We start from the raw sequence: 22658 nt of genomic DNA, 5'->3' as shown, positions 1-22658 counted from the left end.
GCCCAAGCCGCAGAAAATCGCTCGCGAAAGGGTGAGGATTCCAAATGGCGGAATCAGTCCCGATCCATTCTGCTCATGCGGGTGCGGCGGGCTGGTTTTGGGGTTGGTATTTCAGCAGCCTGTTAAGAGCAATCGTTTAAGACTTATTGAAGCTCTGAGAGACAATTCAAAGAATGAATTTAAGAATTTAATTATCTCCAAACTTGAGAGTCTCGATGATGATTCAAGCTACGATTTGATTTATGGAAATAAATTGAAAACCCTGCTTTGGAATATGATGAGAGAATTGAGGCTGGAACAATTACTCTTGCGCTCAGTTAATTTATTGACCGAGAAATTTAATAATTATCTTATAGACAATAAAAGACTTCAAATTTTAAACGACAAGGTATTCGTTGGCGTTGATGGACGCGAGTTACCAGTAAGCGATCTTTCGAGCGGTGAGCGCCACATCCTGACTTTTTTAACGCTAGTTCTATTTCAAGGTCGTCAACGCAATTTCTTAATTATCGACGAGCCCGAGATATCCCTCAATATCAAATGGCAACGTGAGTTAATGGGTTTACTTCATGATTTGGCGCCCAACACGCAGATAATTGTTGCGTCTCATAGCCCAGTACTTGCAAAGCGCAATCCATCATTCCTGGCAGAACTTACCGTTGTTAAGGGTGAGCTATGAAATTTGAGGCAGATGAACTGCTAAATTTAGCCATTATGTCAAAAACGCCCTACATTATCGTGGAAGGAGTTGACGATATCCGTATTTATGAGGAAATTGCTAAATCAGCTCAAGTACTTTGTGAAATTTACTCTGTTGAGATGCTAGAGGGACTTGCAGGAGGTAATGAAGGCGTGATTCAAGCCATGGAATTTATTGAATCACTAAATATGCCCACTGGAAAATCCGCAAAAGAGTTCGTAATGGGCATTATAGATTGCGATGCCCGCTATTACAGAGGTGAAATGCCAATTTTGGGATCAGTTTTGAGCTTGAGTTTCTACTCGATCGAAAGCCATTTCGTTTCAAAGTTTGCTATAAAACCATCAGTCGATCAGCTAACAAGAATATCATTGGCCGATACGGTTGACATTGATTCAATCTATTCAAATATAGAAAATAATATTTTCGATTTATATTATTTCTCCCTGGATGCTTTGAAAAATGCAGTTGACCCTAGTTACATATCCGTTGTTGGATATTCTACTAGTGCGGGCAGAAGAAAGGATGAGAATACGGCGGCTGAGCTAGAGTTGAGAAAAGTCGATCTAGATACTTTTGCCACTAACTTGGGCCTCAAGAAAAATATTGAGTCTCTACGTAAATTTGTGAAAGGGAAATGGCTACTCAACGCCTTTGCTGAGGAGCTATTTAATGAAATTCAGCTGCTCGTAGCTAAATGTAAAGGTATGACAATCAAACAATGTCGAATGTGTGAGTTGGATATTGCGGGTCCATGTCTCTACCAGTATAAAGAGGGAGTAAATAAGAAAACGCTTTATTCAACCCTTCAAAACTATGTGAACATACCCGAGTTTGACTACATCAGAGGTGCATTTAAGTCACTTGAAGTAACTGCAAATGCATAGACAACTGGAAGCAAATCACTGGCGGCATTCGAAGCATTCTGAGCCACGGTACACAAGTCAGTGAAATGAATCTCGGTCACGCATTGAACCCCAATCCAAGATTGGTGTCCTCAGTGCAATATCGGCATGCAGTCTGAGTAGTCAACATGAAACCGCCTTACGTGTTCCATGTTGCGAGGGTCATCAGAAAGAATGGCAATCAGTTGAGTGGCGAGTGCAACTATCGCGTTGGAATTTCGCACTACGTCGTAAGTCAACTGCGCAGGGTAACCAGCCAGCGTTCGAGATAGCGGATGAAGTCCACCATGTGCGTAACTATTCATGGCCTTCCAGGTCACGTCGCGGTACTGCTTAAGTTGCTCAACGATAGGGGCGGGTGCCGTGCTGCTTATCTCCATCTCCTTCAACATTTCCGCCAGCATTAACCCCTCATTGGCGCGCTTCGCACTTTCCACAGTCAGAGGCTCGCTGAGCTTTTCGACCCATGTATCGCTGGCGGTATGCAGTAGCCAAATTCCGCGAACCAAACTTTCATATTGGGGCCGCATCAGGGCGATAGCTGACGGGTAGAAACCTTGACTGATAAGTACGAGCGCACCGGCGGCATGTTCCAAAGAAAGTAGACCCGATTGAAGGGCAACCAAGTGCCTCGTACCGTCAGCGGGAATCAAACCGCTGGCAAATTCGTGGACATCAGCTTGAAATCCGCTAGACCGTTCGAGAAGTACCCTGAGTTTTTCGTCGTTCATATAAATGCTCATGTCGCACGGCACCGGGCACGTGCTTTTCAATCATGGACTGACCGCTTCGGTTTTCTTCAGATACACATAGACGCTGGCGCGCGAGATTCCAAGCGTTTCTGCAATCTCAACTTTTGACAATCCTTCTTCGGCCATTTTTTTCAACCTTGCGATTTCGGCTTTATCTAGTGCGTTCTTCCTACCTTTGTAAACGTTCTTGGCCTTGGCGATGGCAATGCCCTCTCTTTGGCGTTCAAGAATCAGCGCACGCTCAAATTCACTAACAGCACCCAACAGTTGGAGCATTAGCTTCGAGTACGCAGTCTGGTGCGCATCTGTGCCGGCTGTGGGGGGCTCAAACCGCAAGCCTTCCTTCACAAAAGTCACGCAAATACCCCTGGCATTTAATTGCTCTACAACGCTTTGCAGGTCCCTCAAGCTGCGTGATAGCCGGTCCATGCTGTGCACATAGAGGTGGTCACCTTCTCGCAAAAATTCGAGCATAGCTTGCAACTGTGGACGGTCAGTATTCTTCCCGCTGGCCTTGTCGGTAAAAATCTTGTGTAGCTCCACGCCGTCAAGCTGGCGAGCATCGTTCTGGTCTACGCTGCTGACGCGAACATAGCCGATACGCTTACCGTCGCCGCTATTGGTCTTCTTGGCAACCATTTCCAACTCCGATCAAATAGTGGTTTTAAAGTGTCTATTTGTATTCTAGAGTTTTTCTGGAAAATGTCAATTAAATCAAATTTGCACCCTAAATAGACGCATTTTGCACGATTTGAAACTGTCTATTTAGTGTGTACTCCAGATAGATTTCCAGCTTATAAATGGCACCGGAACTTGCCATTCATGAAAGCCGCACCAAAGCCGTTAAAACGTCGTTGGTGGTGTCGAAAACAGCCGCTGGCAGTGTTTGCTGTGCTTCTGGCGCGGTACGTCTGAAGCGGTTCTCGCACTCGAAAATCACGGAGTCGGCTAGATTGCCGCTTTGAGTGGTTTTGGCTGGCTGACAACTGGATTTTGCTTCAGTTAACCCAGTTGCCGGACACCTCTGCAAGTTGGAAATTTTGAGCAACCCCAGAATTCACCACCAGCATTGCCACCCTTGCGCGCAGTCCGTTTGACCATGCCGGAACCACACTGAGGGCACATTGGCTCAATGACACCTTTGGGCTGTGCCATATTAGGTTTGCTTGCTGGCTGTTGTGCGGTAGCCGTTAGCGACAGTTTCGCCTGCTTGATCATGGAAAAAAGCTTGGGGCCGTCCACCAATTGAACATTGCGACCTTCTGCAAACGCTTTCGCATCGTCAGTGAACCGCCCGGAAGTGACAACAAATCCTCCTGTAGCGCCTTTTGCAGCCATCACACCGTATAGTTCCCGCACCACATCCACACCGACTTTGTAGGCTTTCCACTGCTTGCACTGGACCAGAAATTTCTCGCTGCCCTTAGCCAAAGCCAAGTCAATGCCTCCATCGGCTCCACCACCGCCAGTTTCGGTAACGCGGTAACCCTGCAATCTGTAAGCTTCGCCGACAAGCATTTCAAACTCCCGCCATGACATGCCGTCCAAAGCATTGGCACTTTGAGCCTGAGCGACATCTGTGACTAATGCTGCCCGCTGCTTGCGTCGGAAGAATGACATCGCCGCACCAACCAAGCCCACCAATGGCACGATGTACTGCCCCGCTGTAGCCAAACCCGCAATAACTGTCTGAGTCATGAGGCTACCGACTTGTCCTGGCTGGACAGCGGTCACTTGAACCGGAGCGGCCATGCGGTGCAGAACCACATAGCCAATTGCGGCAATTGCAACACCAGCCCACCATGGCAGCAACGCCACCAAATCCATCATGTCCTCAAGGGGACTGCTTTTCTTTTTCCGTGCCATAAACCGCTCCCTATGCCTTCAATATTGTTGATCATTCGCGGCAGTGATTGTCCACTCAGCTTCGATGAATCGCCGTAACTCTCGGTCTGGTGAAATCGCCCTTTTGTACAGCGGGCTGCAGGGCGTTTCAGAAAGCTTCATCGACAGCCAGTGCAAGTCGGTGGTCTGGTTGTATTCCCGGTAGCCCTCTGCCAGATAAGTGAACTGGTTCAGCATTCCCACCAAGCTGCGGTTGGCGGTCTTGCCGTACTGGAAATCGAGCATGGCGGAAAGCTCACGTTCAATCAGCGCGTGAGGTGCACCGTGCGCGAATAGCAGCGAAGCTAGATGCTCGGGGAACCGCAGTGCCAGTTCTGAGGCTGGGGCCAGAGGCATCAAGACTGGCAGCAATGTCCGTTCATTAATCAGCAGCGCAATTTGCGGCTTCCAAAACAGGGCCGTGGCATACCAATTGCCAAGGTATGTTGTTGACATGGATGGCGTCGTGTTCGTGGGTAATTTCACCCGGTCGAGCAGTTTCTTGGTGCAGTGGATAGTGAAGGTCATGCAATTGGAATTCTCGCACTGTGTTTTCGCGCCATATCCGGTTCGTTTGTCTAGGGAGGTGCCAGAAATTACCAGCCATAATCGCAACAAAGAGGGGTCAAGCTTCATTGATTCCAAGGGAAATTCATGCTCGAAGACATCAAAAAAACACTCTGGGCAACGGCTGACAAGCTGCGTGCCAACATGGACGCAGCCGAATACAAGCATTTGGTGCTTGGCCTTATCTTCGTCAAGTACATCTCGGACACGTTTGCCGCCCGCCGTGCGGAGCTAACCACGCGCCTGACCAACCCGGCAGACGAATATTTCTTTGCCAACGCTACCCCCGCTGATCTGGAGCAGGAGCTGGAAGACCGCGACTATTACAAAGAGGTCAACGTATTTTGGGTACCGGAACCGGCTCGGTGGGAAAGCCTGCGTGCCGCCGCCAAGCAGCCGGACATTGGCAAGCGCATCGACGAAGCCCTGACGTTGATTGAAACCGAAAACGCCAAGCTCAAAGGCATTCTGGACAAACGCTATGCCCGTGCACAGTTGCCCGATGGCAAGCTTGGCGAGTTGGTGGACTTGGTTTCTACCATTGGCTTTGGCGACAACCCCAGTACAGCGCGTGACATTTTGGGTCAGGTGTACGAATATTTTCTAGGCATGTTTGCCAGCGCAGAGGGCAAGCGCGGCGGGCAGTTCTACACCCCGGCCAGCATCGTCAAAACACTGGTGGCCGTGCTCAGCCCCCACAGCGGCCAGGTGTACGACCCCTGCTGTGGCTCCGGCGGCATGTTCGTGCAGTCAGAAAAGTTCATTGAAGCTCATGGCGGCAAGCTGGGCGACGTGTCCATCTACGGCCAGGAAGCCAACCCCACCACATGGCGGCTGGCAGCCATGAACCTTGCCATTCGTGGCATTGACTTCAATCTGGGCCGTGAACCGGGCGACACCTTCACCCGTAACCAGCATGCCGATTTGCGTGCTGACTTCATTTTGGCGAATCCGCCATTCAACATTAGCGACTGGTGGCACGGTAGCCTGACCGGCGACCCACGTTGGGTATACGGCGACCCGCCACAAGGTAATGCCAATTACGCTTGGTTGCAGCACATGCTGCACCACCTCAAACCGACTGGCCGTGCGGGAATCGTGCTCGCCAATGGCTCCATGAGTTCCAGCCAAAACAACGAAGGCACTATCCGCGCCGCCATGGTGGATGCCGATGTGGTCGAAGTGATGGTGGCGCTACCCGGCCAACTGTTCTTTAACACGCAGATTCCGGCATGTCTGTGGTTCCTTGTCAAAAAGAAGACACACCGCAAGGGTGAAGTGCTATTTGTGGATGCACGCAAACTGGCGACCATGATCAGCCGCGTGCAAAGCGAGTTCACAGATGAGGTGATTGAGCGCATCGCAAAGACCGTGGCCGCTTGGCGTGGTGAACCGGACGCTGGCGAGTACCAAGACATTGCAGGGTTCTGCCGCAGTGTCAAATTGGCCGAGATTGCCCAACACGGCCATGTGCTCACTCCCGGCCGATATGTGGGTGCGGAGGAAGTGGAAGACAACGACGAAGACTTTGCCTCCAAGATGCAGCAACTCACCGAGAAGTTGGGAGAGCAGATGGCGAAAGGTGCAGAACTTGACAGCCTGATACGGCAGAAGCTGGGAGGTTTAGGGTATGAGTTCTGAATGGCGGACTCAAAAGCTTGGCGACATTTTTGAACTTATCAATGGCTATGCATTCAAGGGGTCAGAGTTTCAAAACTCGGGCGTTCCTGTCTTCAAGATAAAGAACGTAAAGCCAAACCAAATATTATTGGATGACCTTGCCTACGTTGCTGAGGAAGTAGCGAAAAAGCGACCAGATAAGCAGGTGTTGCGTGGTGACATATTGATAACAATGTCGGGCAATCGGATGGATGGATCGAAGGACACCTGGGTGGGGAAAGTTGCATACTTCGATCTACCCGGTCGATATCTCTTGAATCAACGAGTCGGTATTCTGAGGCCACGATCAGGAGTGCAAGTTGATCGCAAATGTTGTGCTTATTTTTTGAGTTCAGAAGATTACCAGCATTTCTTCATTTCAGTAGCAACAAGCTCAGGCGGTCAGGCCAATCTATCACCCAGTCAAATCTTGAACGAAGAGTTCAGATTGCCGGCAATAGATGAGCAAGAGAAAATCTCTGCGCTGCTCGGTGCACTCGACGACCGTATCGCTCTTCTGCACGAAACTAGCGCAACGCTAGAAGCCATAGCCCAGGCGCTGTTTAAGTCTTGGTTTATCGATTTCGACCCGGTGCGTGCCAAGTCGGAAGGCCGCGCTCCAGAAAGCATGGACGAGGCCACTGCGGCTCTGCTTCCTGACGGCTTCGAGGAATCCGAGTTGGGGTTGGTGCCGAAGGAGTGGAGGGTGCAGTCACTAGACACTATTGCCACATTCCTAAACGGACTGGCACTCCAGAAATTCCCGCCCACCGGGATTGACGACCTACCAGTTATCAAGATTGCGCAGCTACGCAAAGGTGACACAGTCGGTGCAGATCAAGCATCACGAGACATCAAGCCCGAATACATCGTCAAAAATGGCGACGTTTTATTTTCTTGGTCGGGAAGCCTTGAGGTGGAAATATGGTGCGGCGGTGAAGGCGCATTGAATCAGCACTTGTTCAAAGTCACTTCTGCGGACTTTCCGAAGTGGTTCTATTTCTTCTGGACACGTCACCATTTAGCAGATTTCAGGCAAACCGCAGCCAGCAAAGCAACCACGATGGGTCATATTCAGCGTGGGCATCTGACCGCTGCAAAAGTGTGTATTCCGAATAAGGAAGCAATGAAGGCGGCAACTTCGATACTGGGGCCGATCGTTGAAAAGCTTATTGCAAACAGCTTACAAGCTCGAACTCTTACCAACATCCGTGACTCACTGCTTCCCAAGCTCATTTCAGGCAAGCTCGTGTTGTCGCAAGAGTCTTCAGTCGCTAGCTAGGATCAGCTATGCCCATCACTCGAATCCAGAAACTAAAGGACTATCGAATATTCAGGGACTTCTCATGGCCCAAAAATGGGCTTCCCGATTTCAAGAAGTTCAACTTGATTTATGGATGGAACGGCACTGGGAAGACTTCGCTTTCAAATTTTTTTAGACAACTGCAAGAGAAGAAGAGCACCTTTGAGGGTGAGTTTTCAATAGCTTTAGACGGCGACCATACCGTCACACACGCTAACCTTGCAGAAGCAGTTTTGCCGCAGATTCGTGTATTCAATCGGGACTCCGTTAAAGCGTCAGTGTTTGAAGTACCTGACCAAACACTTCCTCCCGTCTATTACTTGGGTGAAGACAGTGCGGAAACGCAAAAGAAGATAGAAGCTTTGAAGGTTCAACTGGAGGAAGTTTCACAATCTGTACGGACCAGTTCTTCACGTTTAGAACGCCGCAGAGGTGAGTTGGAAGCCTTTTGCACGGAAAAGGCTCGCAATATCAAGAACCTGCTAACGGTATCGGGTGGTGGCCCCTACAACAACTACAACGCAGGCAACTTCAAAGCTACTGCGGACAGTCTTTTAGCAGACTCATCGGTTAAGCCGATAGACGCGGCAACTAAGTCGGGATACTTGGCGATACGTGCAAGCGTTCCAATGGGGAAAATCGATAAGCCGGTTGCACATTACCCCGACTTCATTCACTTGAAGCAGAAGGTTGAAGAGCTTCTGGGACGTTCGGTTGTATCCACAGTGCTCGATGAGCTAAGTGATCAACCAGACGTTGCGCATTGGGTAAGTGAAGGACTCGGTTTGCATAAAGGTGAGAACGAATCAAAGCACTGTCGGTTTTGTGGAGAACAGATTCCTACTGAACGACTGGCTAAATTGGAGGGCCACTTCAACAAGGCTTACTCTGATTTCCAGACTGAAATTGAATCACTAGCTCGAACAGTCGCGAGTCATCAACAGTTTGTTGGAGCAATAAAGCTTCCCGTAAAGGATTTGCTTTATCCAAATTTTCGAGAGGCGTATTCCAAGGCTGTCCAAAAATGCGCAATGCAGGCCGGACTGGTAACGCAGTATCTCGCAGTGATGGGAAAGGCGCTGGCGGCAAAGCGTGATACGCCATTCAAGCGCCTGACTATTGATCCGTTTTTGTCCGAGTACAGTGTTCGGGATACACCGGATGGTGGGTGGATGACGCTCTTAAAAGTGATTGCGACTGCTGGCACTGCCATCGGCGCCACTATCGGCAAAAGCGCCTTTGAAAAAGCCTGTCACTACATCGACGAACACAACACCTATTCAGATCAATATGATAAAAAAGTGCTGAATGCGCAGCACGCCTTAGCGAGGGATGCTGTCGTTGAAAATCTCGAGGACTACAGAGCGAAGAAGGAGGCTATTGCGGGTCTGCGGTCTGCGGTTGAAACGAGCACGACCTTGCAAAGAGGTTACGGCGACGAAATCCAAGCTTTGGAACGGACCATACGGCATCACCAACCCGCAGCCGAGGAGCTCACGAAAGACATGCAGTCGTATCTGGGACGTGACGAATTGAAATTTGAAGCTAAGGACAATGGATACCGGATTACCCGCAACGGCATGGCTGCGATGCATTTGAGCGAGGGCGAGCGTACTGCTATCGCCTTCATGTACTTTCTCAAATCATTGCGAGATACAGGCTTCGACTTGAAGACGGGCATAGTAGTAATTGACGATCCCGTCTCAAGTCTTGACGCAAATAGTTTGTACTGTGCGTTCGGATTTATGAAAAGTCGTATTCAGGATGCGGCTCAGATATTTGTACTCACCCACAATTTCACATTCTTTCGGCAAGTTAAGAACTGGTTTGATCACGTTGAGAAGCGTCCTAAAAACAAAGGCCATGACCTATCAGACTTTAAGAAGGTCGGTTTCTACATGTTGAGAGACGAATCCAACACGGATAAAAGAAGTGCCAAGCTCACGTTGCTCGACCCATTGCTTCACCAATTCGAGTCGGAGTATCACCACCTTTTCCATATGGTTCTTACTGCCAGCAAATCTGAAGGAGATACCAGAATGGAAGGTGCGTATGCGTTGCCCAACTCCTCCAGAAGATTGCTTGAAGCAATATTTGCTTTCAAACAACCCGGCAAAGCAGGTGATCTGTTTCAACAATTGCGTGAGATTGAGTTCGATGAAGCCAAGAAGGCTCGAATAATCAGGTTTACGAACACGTATTCACACCATGGGTTAATCTCTGAGCAAACTCATGACTTATCGGTCTTGTCAGAGGCTCCACACGTCATGAGGGATGTTTTGGAACTGGTCGAAACGTTGGACGCAGAGCACTTTAAGGCTATGTTGGAGCTATGCGAGCAGCAAGCTGCAACGCCCAATACGGAGAATGGGCAGGTAGCAGGATGACCGAAGACCAACTTGAACAGGAAACACTTGGCTGGCTGCAAGATGTGGGCTACACCCATCTCTACGGGCCAGACATTGCATTTGACGGTTCAAGCCCGGAACGAGCCAATTACCGGCAAGTAGTCTTGCCATTTCGACTGCGTGAAGCCATCAATCGGCTGAATCCCGACATCCCCACCGCCGCTCGTGAGGATGCGCTGAAGCAAGTCATCGACCTTGGCATGCCGGTATTGCTGTCTGCCAATCAGCACTTCCATCGCATGCTGGTGACGGGTGTTCCTGTGCAGTACCAATTGGCTGGCGAAACGCGGGGTGACTTTGTGCGCCTGATCGACTGGGCGCATCCAGACCGCAATGAGTGGCTGGCGGTTAACCAGTTTTCCATCCGTGGCCCACATCACACGCGCCGCCCGGACGTTATCCTGTTCGTGAACGGCCTGCCATTGGTACTGATCGAACTCAAGAATCCGGCAGACCTGAACGCTGATGTGTGGAAAGCCTACGATCAGATTCAGACTTACAAAGAGCAAATTTCCGACACTTTCCAGTACAACGAGGTGCTTGTCATTTCCGATGGCACGGAGGCATTGCTCGGGTCCCTGTCTGCTGATGCTGAACGCTTTATGGCTTGGCGCACCATTGATGGTGTCACCCTTGACCCCTTGGGTGAGTTCAATGAACTCCAAACTCTTGTGCGCGGGGTATTGGCACCCCAGTATCTGCTGGACTATCTGCGCTACTTCGTACTGTTTGAAGACGATGGCGCGTTGGTCAAAAAGATAGCCGGGTACCACCAGTTTCATGCCGTGCGCGCTGCCATAGTGCAAGTGATTGAAGCATCTCGACCTGGCGGAAACCAAAAGGGTGGTGTGGTCTGGCACACGCAGGGCAGCGGCAAAAGCATCACCATGACGTGCTTCGCGGCGCGGGTGATGCAAGAACCCGCTATGGAAAACCCCACCATTGTTGTCATAACTGACCGCAACGACCTAGATGGGCAACTCTTTGGCGTGTTCAGTCTGGCACAAGACCTGTTGCGCGAACAGCCGGTGCAAGTCAGCACCCGGCAGGATTTACGGGCAAAGCTGTCCAATCGGCCATCTGGTGGCATCGTATTCGCCACTATCCAGAAGTTCATGCCCGGTGAAGACGAAGACACGTTTCCGGTGCTCTCAAGCCGCCACAACATTGTGGTTATCGCGGATGAAGCCCACCGCACGCAATACGGCTTTGAAGCCAAGCTAAAGGTTCGCAAAACATCGACCAAGGCAATTGCCACTGGTGACGGTCAAGTGGCACCGCACCGTGCTGAGTTTGCCCCACCGGAATACACAGAACGGTATGAAGTGGGGTATGCCCAGCATTTGCGCGATGCGCTGCCAAATGCAACATTCGTTGCATTCACTGGCACACCCGTCAGCAGTGAAGACCGTGACACCCGCGCGGTGTTTGGTGACTACATCCACGTCTATGACATGCAACAGGCGAAAGAAGATGGCGCAACGGTTGCCATTTACTACGAGTCTCGCCTTGCCAAACTCAGTCTGAGTGCGGCGGACATGGCGGCAATTGACGTTGAAGTAGACGAACTGGCGGAAGACGAAGAGGAAAGCACCCAGTCACAACTCAAAAGTCGATGGGCTGCACTGGAAAAAGTCGTTGGTGCGCAACCCCGCGTGGTCAGTGTGGCCGCCGATCTGGTCGCGCACTTTGAAGAACGCAACAAGGCGCAGTCCGGTAAAGCCATGGTGGTTGCCATGAGCCGCGAGATTTGCGTCCACCTTTACAACGAAATCATAAAACTGCGCCCGGATTGGCACAGTGCAGACCCAGAGCAAGGGGCCATCAAAATCATCATGACCGGCTCCGCCAGCGACAAAGCGTTGCTGAGGCCCCATATCTACAGTTCGCAGACCAAAAAGCGGCTGGAGAAACGCTTCAAAGACCCGGTTGATCCTTTGCGTTTGGTGATCGTGCGCGACATGTGGCTCACCGGCTTTGACGCCCCATGTGTTCATACGCTGTATGTGGACAAGCCGATGAAAGGCCACAACCTGATGCAAGCCATTGCGCGTGTCAATCGAGTATTCAAAGATAAGCAAGGCGGCTTGGTGGTCGATTACATTGGCATTGGCAATGAGTTGCGGTCTGCCATGAAGGAATACACACAGTCCAAGGGGCGCGGCAGACCGACTGTGGATGCCCACGAGGCGTACAGCTTGCTAATGGAAAAGATCGACGTTCTGCGCTCGATGTTGCACGGCTTCGATTACCAAGATTTCATGACCGCAGGCCACCGCTTGCTTGCTGGTGCTGCCAACCATGTGTTGGGTATCAAGGATGGCAAGAAGCGATTCGCGGACATTGCACTTGCCATGAGCAAAGCATTTACGCTTTGCTGCACCTTGGACGATGCCAAAACTGTCCGTGAAGAAGTAGCATTCTTGCAGGGCGTCAAAGTCATTCTGACAAAGCGCGACATAACCGCGCAGCGCCGTACCGACGAAGTGCGTGAACTGGCCATCCGTCAAATCATCAATTCTGCGGTGGTGTCCGAAAGCGTCGTTGACATTTTTGATGCTGTTGGCCTTGATAAACCGAACATCGGTTTGCTCGACGATGAATTCTTGGCGCAAGTGCGCAACTTGCCCGAAAAGAATCTGGCGGTAGAACTGCTGGAGCGGCTGCTTGAGGGTGAAATCAAGAGCCGGTTTGCAAGCAATTTGGTCCAGGACAAGAAGTTCTCCGAGATGTTGACTAACGTCATTACCCGGTATCAGAACCGTTCCATTGAAACCGCGCAGGTCATGGAAGAACTGGTCGCCATGGCGAAAAAGTTCCGTGAAGCGGCTTCTCGTGGTGATGCGCTCGGCCTCACTGAAGATGAAGTCCGCTTCTATGACGCATTGGCAAATAACGAGTCAGCGGTTCGGGAACTCACCGACGAAACGCTCAAGAAGATTGCGCACGAACTCACGGAGAACTTGCGTCAAAACCTGAGCGTCGATTGGTCAGAACGTGAGAGCGTTCGCGCCAAATTGCGGCTGATGGTCAAGCGCATATTGCGCAAATACAAGTACCCACCAGATATGCAAGATGCCGCTGTTGAACTCATCCTTCAGCAAGCACAGGCGTTGGGCGATAGCTGGTCTGAATGACGAGTGGCCTGGCGACATTCTTTGGATAGGACTAGTAGAGCCATCGGCAGACTCTTCTTATTCAAGAATTTCGGTTAACAAAAAGTCAGTGATTCGGCAGTTCATCACCCTCAGCGATAGGCGCGTTTGGAACCAAATTCATAAACCGATCAAAGTCGCTGCGGCTGCCCTTCGCGGCCTCAAGCTTGAGATAGTCCAATGTCATCACCGAAGCCATCTTCTCTGAAACAGCAGCGGCGATGAACTGGTTCACCGAAATTTCGTCGCGCAGAGCTAATTCCTTCACTTTTTGGTGCACGGAATTGGGCAGTCTTACGGTCAATGCGGTCATGATTTACTCCTGAGCAAAGTCAAAAATTCTGCCGGTGTGATGGCATTCACCTTCAGTTCTGGGGCGCGCTTAAAGTCTTTCACGTTATGTGTGACGATGTACTGGCTACCGGACGCCACAGCGCACTCCAAAACCATGTCGTCATCAGGATCACGCAAAAACGGACGCCACAAGAAATGCACGTCTTGCAGATGCGCAATCGAAGCCAAGTAGCGCAAGAAACCGATTGCAGCTTCGGCATTGGCTCCAGGCGGCAAATGCTCCGGTCTGGTCAACACCGATTGCCACTCTGTGTACAGGGCAACCGTCAGCGCAATCTCAAACTTGCTGCTCGGTAGCAGGGACAACAAGTGAAAACTTGCGCCATTGCGGGATCGCGCGGCGGCCACAAGCACCGAAGTATCAAGAATTACACGCAAAGTGGTTGCATCGGTAAGTTGGTTGCATTGGTATAACTACATTTTACGCGTTTTGTCGTGCAAAGCAACAGCAACCAAATGCTCGGAAGTGCTTGTTTTTTAAGCATCACAGACAAAAGTACTGCTTTTTTGCTGGTCCATCACCATGTTTTATTGTTTCTTTATGCAAAAAATGCATATAAAACTGGTAAAATACAACTATCGGTTTACAACGTCACGAAATAGCGGTTTTCATTGTGTTTCAGTGCCACCGATGGTTATTTGAACAAGCCTAGACAGCCTGTCAAAACCTGACCAGAAACGTCCTGTTTTTGGGGCGCTGCCTAGCAACATCGGGCAGCCAAGAATTCCACCCCGCATACGAGCCTGAACTGTGTGCCTGATTGCATCCGCTCCGGGCAGCTTTGGCTCGTATGTACCCGATGAACCTGTTGACCTGGCAGACCGCGCAGGCGGCTGGACTGGGTCTGGAAACCGACATGAGCCCAAAACAAAAAGGCAGCGTCGATGACGATGCTGGCCCAAATGTAGACCTGACGGTTGCTCCTTATGGCGTGCCGCCCCATCCAGCAAACCAAGCATTCGCCAAAGGCATGGAAGCAGTCTTGATGAAGACGATAGGTATGAACCTGAGCAGCATCACGACCAGTGAAAATTTTCCATGGGCTGCCATCCAGATCAGGGACTACTTTGCGGGTCACTTTGATGGGCAGCTTGCAGCACCTGCCAAACCGAACGTGCCCAAGTTCTTGCTGCCACCTGAACAACGAGTCACCCCGGTAATAGTTCCAGCGGCGTTTCGCTACCGACTCGATTCGCTTGAACTGGAGCCCCCAAATCGGGCGTGTGCGGTGGTGCGAAATCTGGACTGGTTGACCGAAACCTTTCACCTCAGTTCAGCCGAACGCAAAGTGCTTCTTTGGACATACATTGCAAATCGCATGTTGCCCGCCGTTATTGAGGGCGTTATGAGCGAGATTCAGTGCCTCAATGAACGCCAAGCCCATGCCGCGCTGTCGTTGCTCTTGGATGAACCCGAATCTGAAATTGCGAAGTGTTTTTCAGCACCCTGTCATTTACGTGGAATGCGGCTCATCGACTCGCATCCTTGGCGGTATCCATTGACGCTGGACAGCTACTTTCAAGGCACTGAGAACCTGACGGACGTACTCGAAGTCGTTCACTACAGCCGCGCCGGAATGCTTCAACGCTTGTCAGACCTTTCTCTGCATTGGTCAATGCTTCCAGACGCTTGCGTCCCGAACGAGCAGTTTTATCGGTGGTTCAAACCTGCGATGGCAGAGGCGTGTATCGCCACGGTCAACGACCAGCCAATCACAGCGGCACATATCGTTGAACTGGTCTGGTGGCTGATCGGCTACCGACTGCCTGCCGAACAGTTTGAACCACTGGCAGGAAACATTGATTTCGTGACCATTCAGAAGGCCATTCAGTGCTGCTGCATGGGGCGCAGCCAACTTAACCAAGGCGTCACGCCATTGACCGTCATGCAGGCGCTTTACGCCGCCGTTCCGTAGCCATTTAGCAAGTACCGCTGACACCGCCGACCCGGCGATGTGCAGCACCAATTCTTTCACCGAGTGCTCTTGAATCCACGGACCTGTGGAGGGAAACACTCGCCCATCAATTTGTCAATAGAGGAACATGACATGAATTGCACCAACGCACCCAGTGAATCCGATGCATATCCGTCGCCCAAAGTCATCATCTATTCTTCAAAATCTCGGTTCAAAACGGGACAGATAGTGGCTACCCACCCAGCGATAGCACTTCTGGAAGAAACGGGTTTTACAGCCACACAACTTCTACTGGACCATGTCGCTGGACGATGGGGAGATGTTGGCACTCAAGATGCAGAAGCGAATGAGTTTGCAGTCGGCAATGGCTGGAGAGTGTTAAGCGTGTTCAGGCTGGTGTCGAATGAAGTACTTGCGTCAACGCCGAAGGCCAAAAGATCGGCACTCAAAACTCTATGGGTGATAACGGAGGCCGATCGCTCCAGCACATGCATATTGACACCGTCTTGCTACTGATGGCTACCAGCAAATTAAACCAACGACAGGGATTTAGGTTTCAAAGAACACACCCAGCATTGATTGCGGGTCCTGAGTTGACAGCGATTGGAAAGCGCGCTGAAAACGTACCCGTCTTCTATGGCCAAAGCCCCCTGGATTCGGCTTGCTCGCACCACGTGCTCGCTAGCATTTTTTCAATCATTGGGGTCATAAAGCCGTCCGCAATCGTCTCGATGAATCGAAGAAAATTCGGCTACAGCTCAGTCTTCTTTAAGCAGATGCTTCCCTTTTGGCATACTGGAATTGACCCGGAAGAGTTGGTTGCATGTGTGAATTCGATGGGCTTACCGATCACGCTCACGGCCAGATACAAAACAGCGCCAGACCTTGATCAGTTTGCCATCAAAAATCTCATGAAGGGTGAGCTGGTCGCGATTTCCATCGACAGCGTGTTTACACGGTCAACGCGTCACTGGACCCTTGGTGTAGCAGCCGGTGGCATCCAAAGAGGAAATACTTTTGACACCGATACCCTCTACCTGTTGGATGCTAGCGCCTCGCCGCCAGTGTTTTCCGAATACAACGCCTTTTTGAAGCTGATACCGTCTGCCCGTAAGCGACGCAGTGGAATTGGCGAACCTAGCCCAACTAAACGCACCCCGCTGAACTGGAGCTATTGCGCGCCGGACTGGACACCAGAAACAGTCATGATCACCAGCGCGATCCGGTTTCGATTGGTTGAATGACCGTGGCATGTTGGGCCACAGCGATGGGAGTTGCTGCCACAGCTTTGACATCGCGACAAGCATCGAGCTGGTCAAGAACAAAAGTGTGAATCTCAAGTCGACACCATGTAACAAGCACCGATACAAGCAGTGAGAGATATCGGCAATTAGCGGTCTGAGTCGTCAATGTTAGTGACCACAAACATGATGCAACGCGGCCAATGGCTGACCGCTGCGACAACTTCGGCTTTGCCGACAGCTATTTGGAGCTGCGAGCCACCAAAACGGCCATTGGAGCCACCGCGAGCGTGTGCAAGCCATCGGTGTAGACACCACTCAAATAACGTGCCAAAAAGCCGCCAATCTCAGCAATCCATATTATGAAAATTGGCGGCATTTGCAGTTGCCAGCTATGTCGATCATTAACGCTTTGCATGCGTAGCGGTCTTACCGGTCATGAGTGCGTTGGCGCTTTCAACACCTGCACACAAGGCATCCCATTTGCCGGGGTAGCTTTTGAAGGAAATGCCCTGCTTGAAGACATCACGAATGCACAGCAATGCGCGACGTTGAAGCTCGACGCTGGGTTCGCCTCGAACATCAATGCCCGTTTTCAGAAGAATTTCTTTGCGGCATGCAGAAAACGTTGACGGTGCGCGAGTGAAGGCAGACAGATCGCCAGTCAACCACGCACGCAACTTGAGCTGACTCACATTGGTCAACTTGTCCAAGTCCTCCATGTTTGGCACAACGCCGTTCAAGTTTGATAGGCGGTCAATCCACACCTGCATACGCTCGCGGGCTTCCGTAGTGTTCCAGGATAGTGGACTGCTCAAGCCAAGTCGTGTGAGTTCTGGTGAACGCAAAACCAGTTCAAGACGGACACAGTTCTCGACGCCCACAAGAAGGGTTTTTCGGCCGTACACAGATACAGGAAGTCGGCGCGTTGCTTTTTTTATCTCCAAGTCCTTGCGATAGGCTCGAAGCGTCCAGCGGCTGCTGTGCTGACCCGCATAGATGGTTTCATTTCCGTAGGCACTGCTGTCCTTTGCCTTTGCGAAGATCAGGCTACGAAGTGCAGCCATTACCGCAGCCGCACGCTCAGGGTTGCTGCAAGCGCAATGCACGGCATAGTCAACGCGCACAATCTGGAACTTGCCCTTGTTGATTTTGGCTTGCTCAATTTCACTGGGCTCAATGCCCATCTGGTCAAGCACCGCGTTGATCAAGCCGACACAGGGGCCATACAGCTCTTCAAGCCCAACAATGTTTTGGCCCGTCATGAACTTGGGAATGGACGCTTCGATATACAGCTTTTCCCGATTCTCACGACTCATGACGCGAGCCTTTATCTTGCTGGAGAACTTGGAATGAACACCGAGTTCGAAGGTACCCTTCTGATTGACGTTGGGGTTGTCACTTGCAATGCGCTTTAGCGGTTTATGGCGGAGTTCTATCACCACGGCGACCGTATCAATGAGACACGACGGAAACGGTTGCCATTCGACTACTGGCTTCTTTGCCTTGGATTCCAGCGGAAAGCGCATTGTCTGCTTGAGTAGCGTGGTCGGACGCAGTTGACGCGCCGCACTTGGCGTACCACGCTGATGGACACGCGAAACAGCTTTACGTGCGCTTATCGCTGATGGCAAGGCATTTGCAGAAAAGAGAGTTCTGCCAGAGTACATGGGCAGTGGATTACGGGATACAGACTGAGTTTGCATAATGAATTTCAAAATTGATATATGGATGGTTTGTTGCGTATTACGGTCAGTAAAAGAAGTGCTTGGGGCGCTGTGCCATGGCATCTCTGCCGCACTTGCTGCTTTGCTGCTGTGTCATTCAAAATCGACGTGACAACGTGACAGATGCGACCCTTCAGTGGATGGCATTCAAGTCGGTTTCCGTGTCTCCGTCAAAGCGTATGGAGCAATGAATTGCGTAGAAACGTTTGCGGAGCCCATCGTGCAATCGCATTTGCACCTGCCACCCCTCGCCGTTTTTAATCAAATAGCCAGCCTCGTCCAGCTTCTGCAAGGCCATTTGCAGTCCGAATTTCTCGCCCAATAGCTTTTCAAATTCTCCGAGTAAGAACAGATAGACAAGTTCGCGCCCACTTCCCTTGGTGTAGCCCAGCGGATTACTTTGATCACTGTTCGCGAACATGGCAAGTGCCGGAAAGCGGTTGGCGTTGCGGTCGATGTAGTCCCGCACAGTGCTGATGACTTTTTCACCGATTGGCGTGGTGCGGTGTGCTTGGCGGCTAAGGTGCTCACGCAAGACTAGGCGAAGGGCTTCAGTAACGGCACTAGGCTTGAGCTTCAATACCTTTAACTTGATCGCCAAATTGCCTGCCACCAGCCAGACGGCCAAGCCGCTAACAAGGCGCAACGTGACACTGTCTTTGATTTCAAACCCGTCCAACAGAGCTGCCTCGGCTTCTTGCAAGGCTTTGGGCAACCACCCACGTATATTGTCGGCATTCTTGGCAATAGCCGGTATCCATGCCACCCAAACAGCCCCGTAGTGCTCGCCGCAGGCTCGTTTGAGTTGGTTGGCGAAGTCATGAGCTGCTACACCTTTTGGAAGGGTGTGAAAAGCACCATGTGGCCCTTGTAAAACCATTTCAAAACAGCGTGCCGAAAATCCTTCAGGAAGATTGGACTTGGTATTTCCCACCATCTCCATGAACAGCAGTTCCGACGAGAGACTCAGACCGCATGAGAGTTCCGCGCCCGCCTGGACTTTCTGATTTGCTGTACTTGTGAAACGTTGGCCCCCGTTGCCCGCCAAAAAGATCAAACTCATCAGGCCTTCCACATCTTCATTCTTATGGATGTCCTGAAAGAACACGGACATATCCGGGTGCTGCTCCATCTTCACGCGCAGCCCATTGATAGTTCCGGAGGCATCATCTATTTTTTCGGCTCGTTCAACCGGGCTGCGCCCCACTTGCTGCAATGTGGTCTTACCGATGCTGCTGGGGCCAATGATCGCCAGAATCGGAATATTCAGTCCAAATGCGCGTACCAGCGCCGGGGCTATAGCAGACAACACCGATACCAGCATGTAGGGATTTGTTGACAGGTACACGCCAATGGCCGCATGCCAGCTTTCAAGGCTGCCGGAAGGAGATACGGTATCCCCGGTGTCATTGACCACCGCAACCAGTAATGGCGGCTTGCTACCTAGAAAGTACGCCTTCTCGCCTAAAACAAAAAAACTGTAACGTTTACCTTGAATGACAAGAGAGTGGTATCCCCCACGGCGAGCGACGTACACCTCTTTGCCGGTGCTTTCGGGTATGGTCACCGCCAAGGTGCGCAATCCTTTTGGAGACAAAAAGCCTTGCAGCCCCGCCTTCACGGCAAAGTGCGCCAAGCTATCGCAACGACCCAGTGCCAGCTCTCGCTCGTCCAGCGAAGCAATTACTTCGGTACCACGACGGTCTTTGGCCTTCACCAGCAGTTCGCCCGTGAGTCGCCCCTTGTCGTCCACTATTTGATTGATAGACAAGATGCTTTTCGGCAGGTCAGGACTCAGGCCGTCGATGGCAGCTGTAGTGCCAGAGTATTTTTTCTTGGCCTTCAGCTCTTTACTTTTGGTTAATGGTGCACTTTCTCGTGCTGCTGTAGTCGTGTTCACGCTTGGCTCCCTTGCCCGCACGAGCCTGTTTCAATCCATTTGGCAAACATCGGCTCATTGATAAGAACACTGCGCCCACATTTGCGAATTGCAGGTGCGAGTCCGTTCCCTTTGATCCAGGAATTCCCATTTTTTGTTTTTGCACTGAGACGCGGTTTTGCTGCAAAAAGCAGGGCACGAATTGCGTTCTCGGTGAACTGCTGATGTTTGGCTGCCAGTTGACTTACGCGATACCAAACCTGGGTACTTTCGCATTCAATCTTGGCCGCAAATGTTGCGCTATGAGGTGGAGCTGCTACCGATTCTTTTGAGAGTTCAATTTTCCGGATGGAACTTTGCGAATTAAAGAAGTCGCTGATAGCCGATGGCTTTTCGCGATGACTGTTTTTCGAGGATGCTGAAGGCACGATTTTTTTCCTTAGAGAGTTGAGTGATGCGCACTGTTGCGAATCACTTCCCATCGTAGGTTTGGACTACGATTTCCCTATGGAAAAAGATGCAGTTCTAAGTTTTTCCGGTCGTGGACTTCTTCTTCAATTGGCCAACAAAGTCATCACGAAAAATGATCTGCTTATAGCCACCGTCCCTCATCGCCAGAGCCGCTAGAAACTGAGTTTTCATGTTGGTTATGTAGGGAGCCCAATGCTCAAGTCTCGGACCGTCGGCAGTCTCTTTGTGACGAACTTCATCCTCGGATTCCCCTTGATCAAGACGCTTAAGTATCGTGACGAGTTTTTCGTAAATACCCCCGTTATTGATGTTTGGCTTACCACTGTAAGTTTCTAGCGTCATGATCTTGTTTTGTGAGTGAACCTTCTCTCTATAGGCAAGGACAGCATTCTTGAAATCCTGCACCAAGCGCGTCATCGGCATCCGAACGTCGACAATGACTCCGAGTTCATGTATGTGCCCCAGTGGACGTAGCTGGACACCTAAACGTGCAGGTGGCCCCTCGACCAGTGCCCCTACGCTTTCAACTTCAAAGTTTTCCCAAACGTGCTCTTTGTCTTTGGGCAAAGGGGACACAGTGGGATCGACCCAATCGCAAATCATGAATTCTTTGGGCGGAGCAAGTTCATTTGATGCTTGGACACCCCAGCCAGACTCACGTTCTTTCTCGGTACGAAAGAGCCAATCCGCCACTGTTTCACCGGGCAGCGCGCTCGGCTTCACGTCGAAATACGACATCGGAGTCTCCGGGGGGCAGCCACCCAGTGGCGTGCCATCAACAGACATGCCTTTGAAGTTCCTCACGGAGTCAGGCAGTCGCATCCACTCTGCGTATGCGTCGCGATATGCTGCGTTAAACCGGAGAAATTCCCATGCCCACTGCCTAGATGACAATGCAATGTGGTTAGTTAGTCTCTTTGGATTACGTTGTGTCATTCTCTGCAGGCCTGCTGATTGGTTCTTCACAAGTCTGCCAGATGATGTGCTGTAGCTCTCCAAAACGGGATTCCCATGTCACAGCTGTGTCACAGTTGCTCGCAGAAATGGGCACTATTTGGCATCAATGCTGCCTGCTAAAATTTGGTTTTCTCGAGTGAAGACAGTACTCGACAGTATTTGGCAGCAGTCCGAGCCGGAGTTCGTAATGAGAAGGTCGGGTGTTCGATTCATCTCTCCGGCACCATTTTGAAGGCCCTGATTCGCAAGAGTCAGGGCCTTTTGCCATGGGCTGGCACTTCAGCTTCCAGAGGCTGATGCTGGGCCAGCACCTTGTCAATGCGTTTGCCGTCCAGGTCAACCACCTCAAACAGCCAGTTTTCGCAACTGATCCGCTCCCCGGTCACCGGCAAATGCCCGCTGACGGCCATCAACAACCCCGCCAGCGTGTTGTAGCGGCCTCGTTCCTCCAGCGGCAATTCATCAATGTCCAGCCTCGCCTTGAGCTCACTCACCGGCATCAAGCCGTCAAGCAGCCAACTGCCATCGTCGCGCGGTGTCGCCCAGGCGTCAGTCTTGGCACCGGGCTGCAACTCACCGGTGATGGCTTCCAGCAGGTCGTGTGGTGTCAACAAGCCCTGAACCACGCCGTATTCATCCACCACCAGCACCAGACGCCCGACTTTGGCGCGGAACTGTTCCAGCAGTTCCATGCCACTGAGGGTTTCCGGCACAAAAGAGGCAGCAACGGCATAGTCGGCAAGGGTGCCGGGGGCCTGTTCACCCAGTTCCAGCAGCTGC

Annotated in this window: 19 protein-coding genes and 1 pseudogene; 8 read left to right on the top strand and 12 right to left on the bottom strand. The window is 51.2% G+C overall.

Annotated elements, in window-relative coordinates:
* Positions 1 to 679: AAA family ATPase (locus PHQ58_RS21415; protein WP_300115468.1), on the top strand; the 679-nt coding region annotated here is incomplete at its 5' end.
* Positions 676 to 1587 (top strand): hypothetical protein, encoded by a 912-nt coding sequence (locus PHQ58_RS21410; protein ID WP_300115466.1) that lies wholly within the window; start codon positions 676 to 678, stop codon positions 1585 to 1587. The genes PHQ58_RS21415 and PHQ58_RS21410, both read left to right, overlap by 4 nt.
* A 110-nt stretch (positions 1588 to 1697) precedes the next feature.
* Here PHQ58_RS21410 and PHQ58_RS21405 read toward each other — a convergent pair whose 3' ends face one another.
* The 4 genes from PHQ58_RS21405 to PHQ58_RS21390 form a co-directional block, all read right to left on the bottom strand.
* Complete coding sequence (locus PHQ58_RS21405; RefSeq protein WP_300115464.1) at positions 1698 to 2336, bottom strand: hypothetical protein; 639 nt, start codon at positions 2334 to 2336, stop codon at positions 1698 to 1700.
* Positions 2337 to 2378: 42 nt separating this feature from the next.
* Complete coding sequence (locus PHQ58_RS21400; RefSeq protein ID WP_300115461.1) at positions 2379 to 2996, bottom strand: recombinase family protein; 618 nt, start codon at positions 2994 to 2996, stop codon at positions 2379 to 2381.
* Positions 2997 to 3359: 363 nt separating this feature from the next.
* Positions 3360 to 4223: a restriction endonuclease gene (locus PHQ58_RS21395; protein WP_300115459.1), complete on the bottom strand. Its 864-nt coding sequence runs from the start codon at positions 4221 to 4223 to the stop codon at positions 3360 to 3362.
* 18 nt (positions 4224 to 4241) lie between these two features.
* Positions 4242 to 4877 carry a hypothetical protein gene (locus PHQ58_RS21390; RefSeq protein ID WP_300115457.1) on the bottom strand — a complete coding sequence of 212 codons (636 nt, stop codon included), beginning with the start codon at positions 4875 to 4877 and terminating at the stop codon, positions 4242 to 4244.
* A gap of 18 nt (positions 4878 to 4895) precedes the next feature.
* Here PHQ58_RS21390 and PHQ58_RS21385 point away from each other — a divergent pair, with 18 nt between their 5' ends.
* Genes PHQ58_RS21385 through PHQ58_RS21370 form a run of 4 tightly spaced genes read left to right on the top strand, consistent with a single transcriptional unit; the run spans position 4896 to position 13315 of the window.
* On the top strand, positions 4896 to 6449 hold the full coding sequence (locus PHQ58_RS21385; protein ID WP_300115455.1) for a class I SAM-dependent DNA methyltransferase: 1554 nt from the start codon (positions 4896 to 4898) through the stop codon (positions 6447 to 6449).
* The gene (locus tag PHQ58_RS21380; RefSeq protein WP_300115453.1) at positions 6439 to 7749 is read left to right on the top strand and encodes a restriction endonuclease subunit S; all 1311 of its coding nucleotides are present in this window, start codon (positions 6439 to 6441) and stop codon (positions 7747 to 7749) included. Before PHQ58_RS21385 ends, PHQ58_RS21380 begins: the two co-directional genes overlap by 11 nt.
* 8 nt (positions 7750 to 7757) lie before the next feature.
* Positions 7758 to 10157 (top strand): AAA family ATPase, encoded by a 2400-nt coding sequence (locus PHQ58_RS21375; protein WP_300115451.1) that lies wholly within the window; start codon positions 7758 to 7760, stop codon positions 10155 to 10157.
* Positions 10154 to 13315: a type I restriction endonuclease subunit R gene (locus PHQ58_RS21370; RefSeq protein ID WP_300115449.1), complete on the top strand. Its 3162-nt coding sequence runs from the start codon at positions 10154 to 10156 to the stop codon at positions 13313 to 13315. Before PHQ58_RS21375 ends, PHQ58_RS21370 begins: the two co-directional genes overlap by 4 nt.
* Before the next feature lie 85 nt (positions 13316 to 13400).
* On the opposite strand, the gene PHQ58_RS21365 is transcribed toward PHQ58_RS21370, so the two are convergent.
* Entirely contained in the window at positions 13401 to 13646 is a 246-nt protein-coding gene (locus tag PHQ58_RS21365) for a toxin-antitoxin system HicB family antitoxin (protein WP_300115446.1), read from the bottom strand.
* Positions 13643 to 14065 (bottom strand): putative toxin-antitoxin system toxin component, PIN family, encoded by a 423-nt coding sequence (locus tag PHQ58_RS21360; protein WP_300115443.1) that lies wholly within the window; start codon positions 14063 to 14065, stop codon positions 13643 to 13645. The genes PHQ58_RS21365 and PHQ58_RS21360 overlap by 4 nt, the downstream gene beginning before the upstream one ends.
* A gap of 413 nt (positions 14066 to 14478) precedes the next feature.
* Between PHQ58_RS21360 and PHQ58_RS21355 the strand changes: the two genes are divergently transcribed.
* Together PHQ58_RS21355 and PHQ58_RS21350 are read left to right on the top strand one after the other, a co-directional pair.
* Positions 14479 to 15603: a hypothetical protein gene (locus PHQ58_RS21355; RefSeq protein WP_300115440.1), complete on the top strand. Its 1125-nt coding sequence runs from the start codon at positions 14479 to 14481 to the stop codon at positions 15601 to 15603.
* 488 nt (positions 15604 to 16091) lie between these two features.
* A complete protein-coding gene (locus PHQ58_RS21350) occupies positions 16092 to 16847 on the top strand; it encodes a hypothetical protein (RefSeq protein ID WP_300115438.1) in 756 nt (251 codons plus the stop codon).
* Positions 16848 to 17248: 401 nt separating this feature from the next.
* On the opposite strand, the gene PHQ58_RS21345 is transcribed toward PHQ58_RS21350, so the two are convergent.
* The 6 genes and pseudogenes from PHQ58_RS21345 to PHQ58_RS21325 all read right to left on the bottom strand — a co-directional run.
* The gene (locus PHQ58_RS21345; RefSeq protein WP_300115436.1) at positions 17249 to 18514 is read right to left on the bottom strand and encodes a phage/plasmid replication protein, II/X family; all 1266 of its coding nucleotides are present in this window, start codon (positions 18512 to 18514) and stop codon (positions 17249 to 17251) included.
* Positions 18515 to 18704: 190 nt separating this feature from the next.
* Positions 18705 to 20471 carry a DUF927 domain-containing protein gene (locus PHQ58_RS21340; RefSeq protein ID WP_300115433.1) on the bottom strand — a complete coding sequence of 589 codons (1767 nt, stop codon included), beginning with the start codon at positions 20469 to 20471 and terminating at the stop codon, positions 18705 to 18707.
* Positions 20468 to 20878: a hypothetical protein gene (locus PHQ58_RS21335; protein ID WP_300115431.1), complete on the bottom strand. Its 411-nt coding sequence runs from the start codon at positions 20876 to 20878 to the stop codon at positions 20468 to 20470. The genes PHQ58_RS21340 and PHQ58_RS21335 overlap by 4 nt, the downstream gene beginning before the upstream one ends.
* A 97-nt stretch (positions 20879 to 20975) precedes the next feature.
* Entirely contained in the window at positions 20976 to 21659 is a 684-nt protein-coding gene (locus PHQ58_RS21330) for a hypothetical protein (RefSeq protein WP_300115429.1), read from the bottom strand.
* A 90-nt stretch (positions 21660 to 21749) separates the two neighbouring features.
* Positions 21750 to 21857, bottom strand: a pseudogene (locus PHQ58_RS23705) (DUF6499 domain-containing protein); the annotation flags it as partial.
* A 272-nt stretch (positions 21858 to 22129) separates the two neighbouring features.
* A partial coding sequence (locus PHQ58_RS21325; RefSeq protein WP_300115427.1) for a transporter associated domain-containing protein occupies positions 22130 to 22658 on the bottom strand: 529 nt, incomplete at its 5' end.

This window comes from Rhodoferax sp. (assembly GCF_028688795.1).
Lineage (GTDB): Bacteria > Pseudomonadota > Gammaproteobacteria > Burkholderiales > Burkholderiaceae_C > Rhodoferax.
Note: the sequence above shows the minus strand (reverse complement) of the source record. Positions and strands in the feature narration are given on the sequence as shown.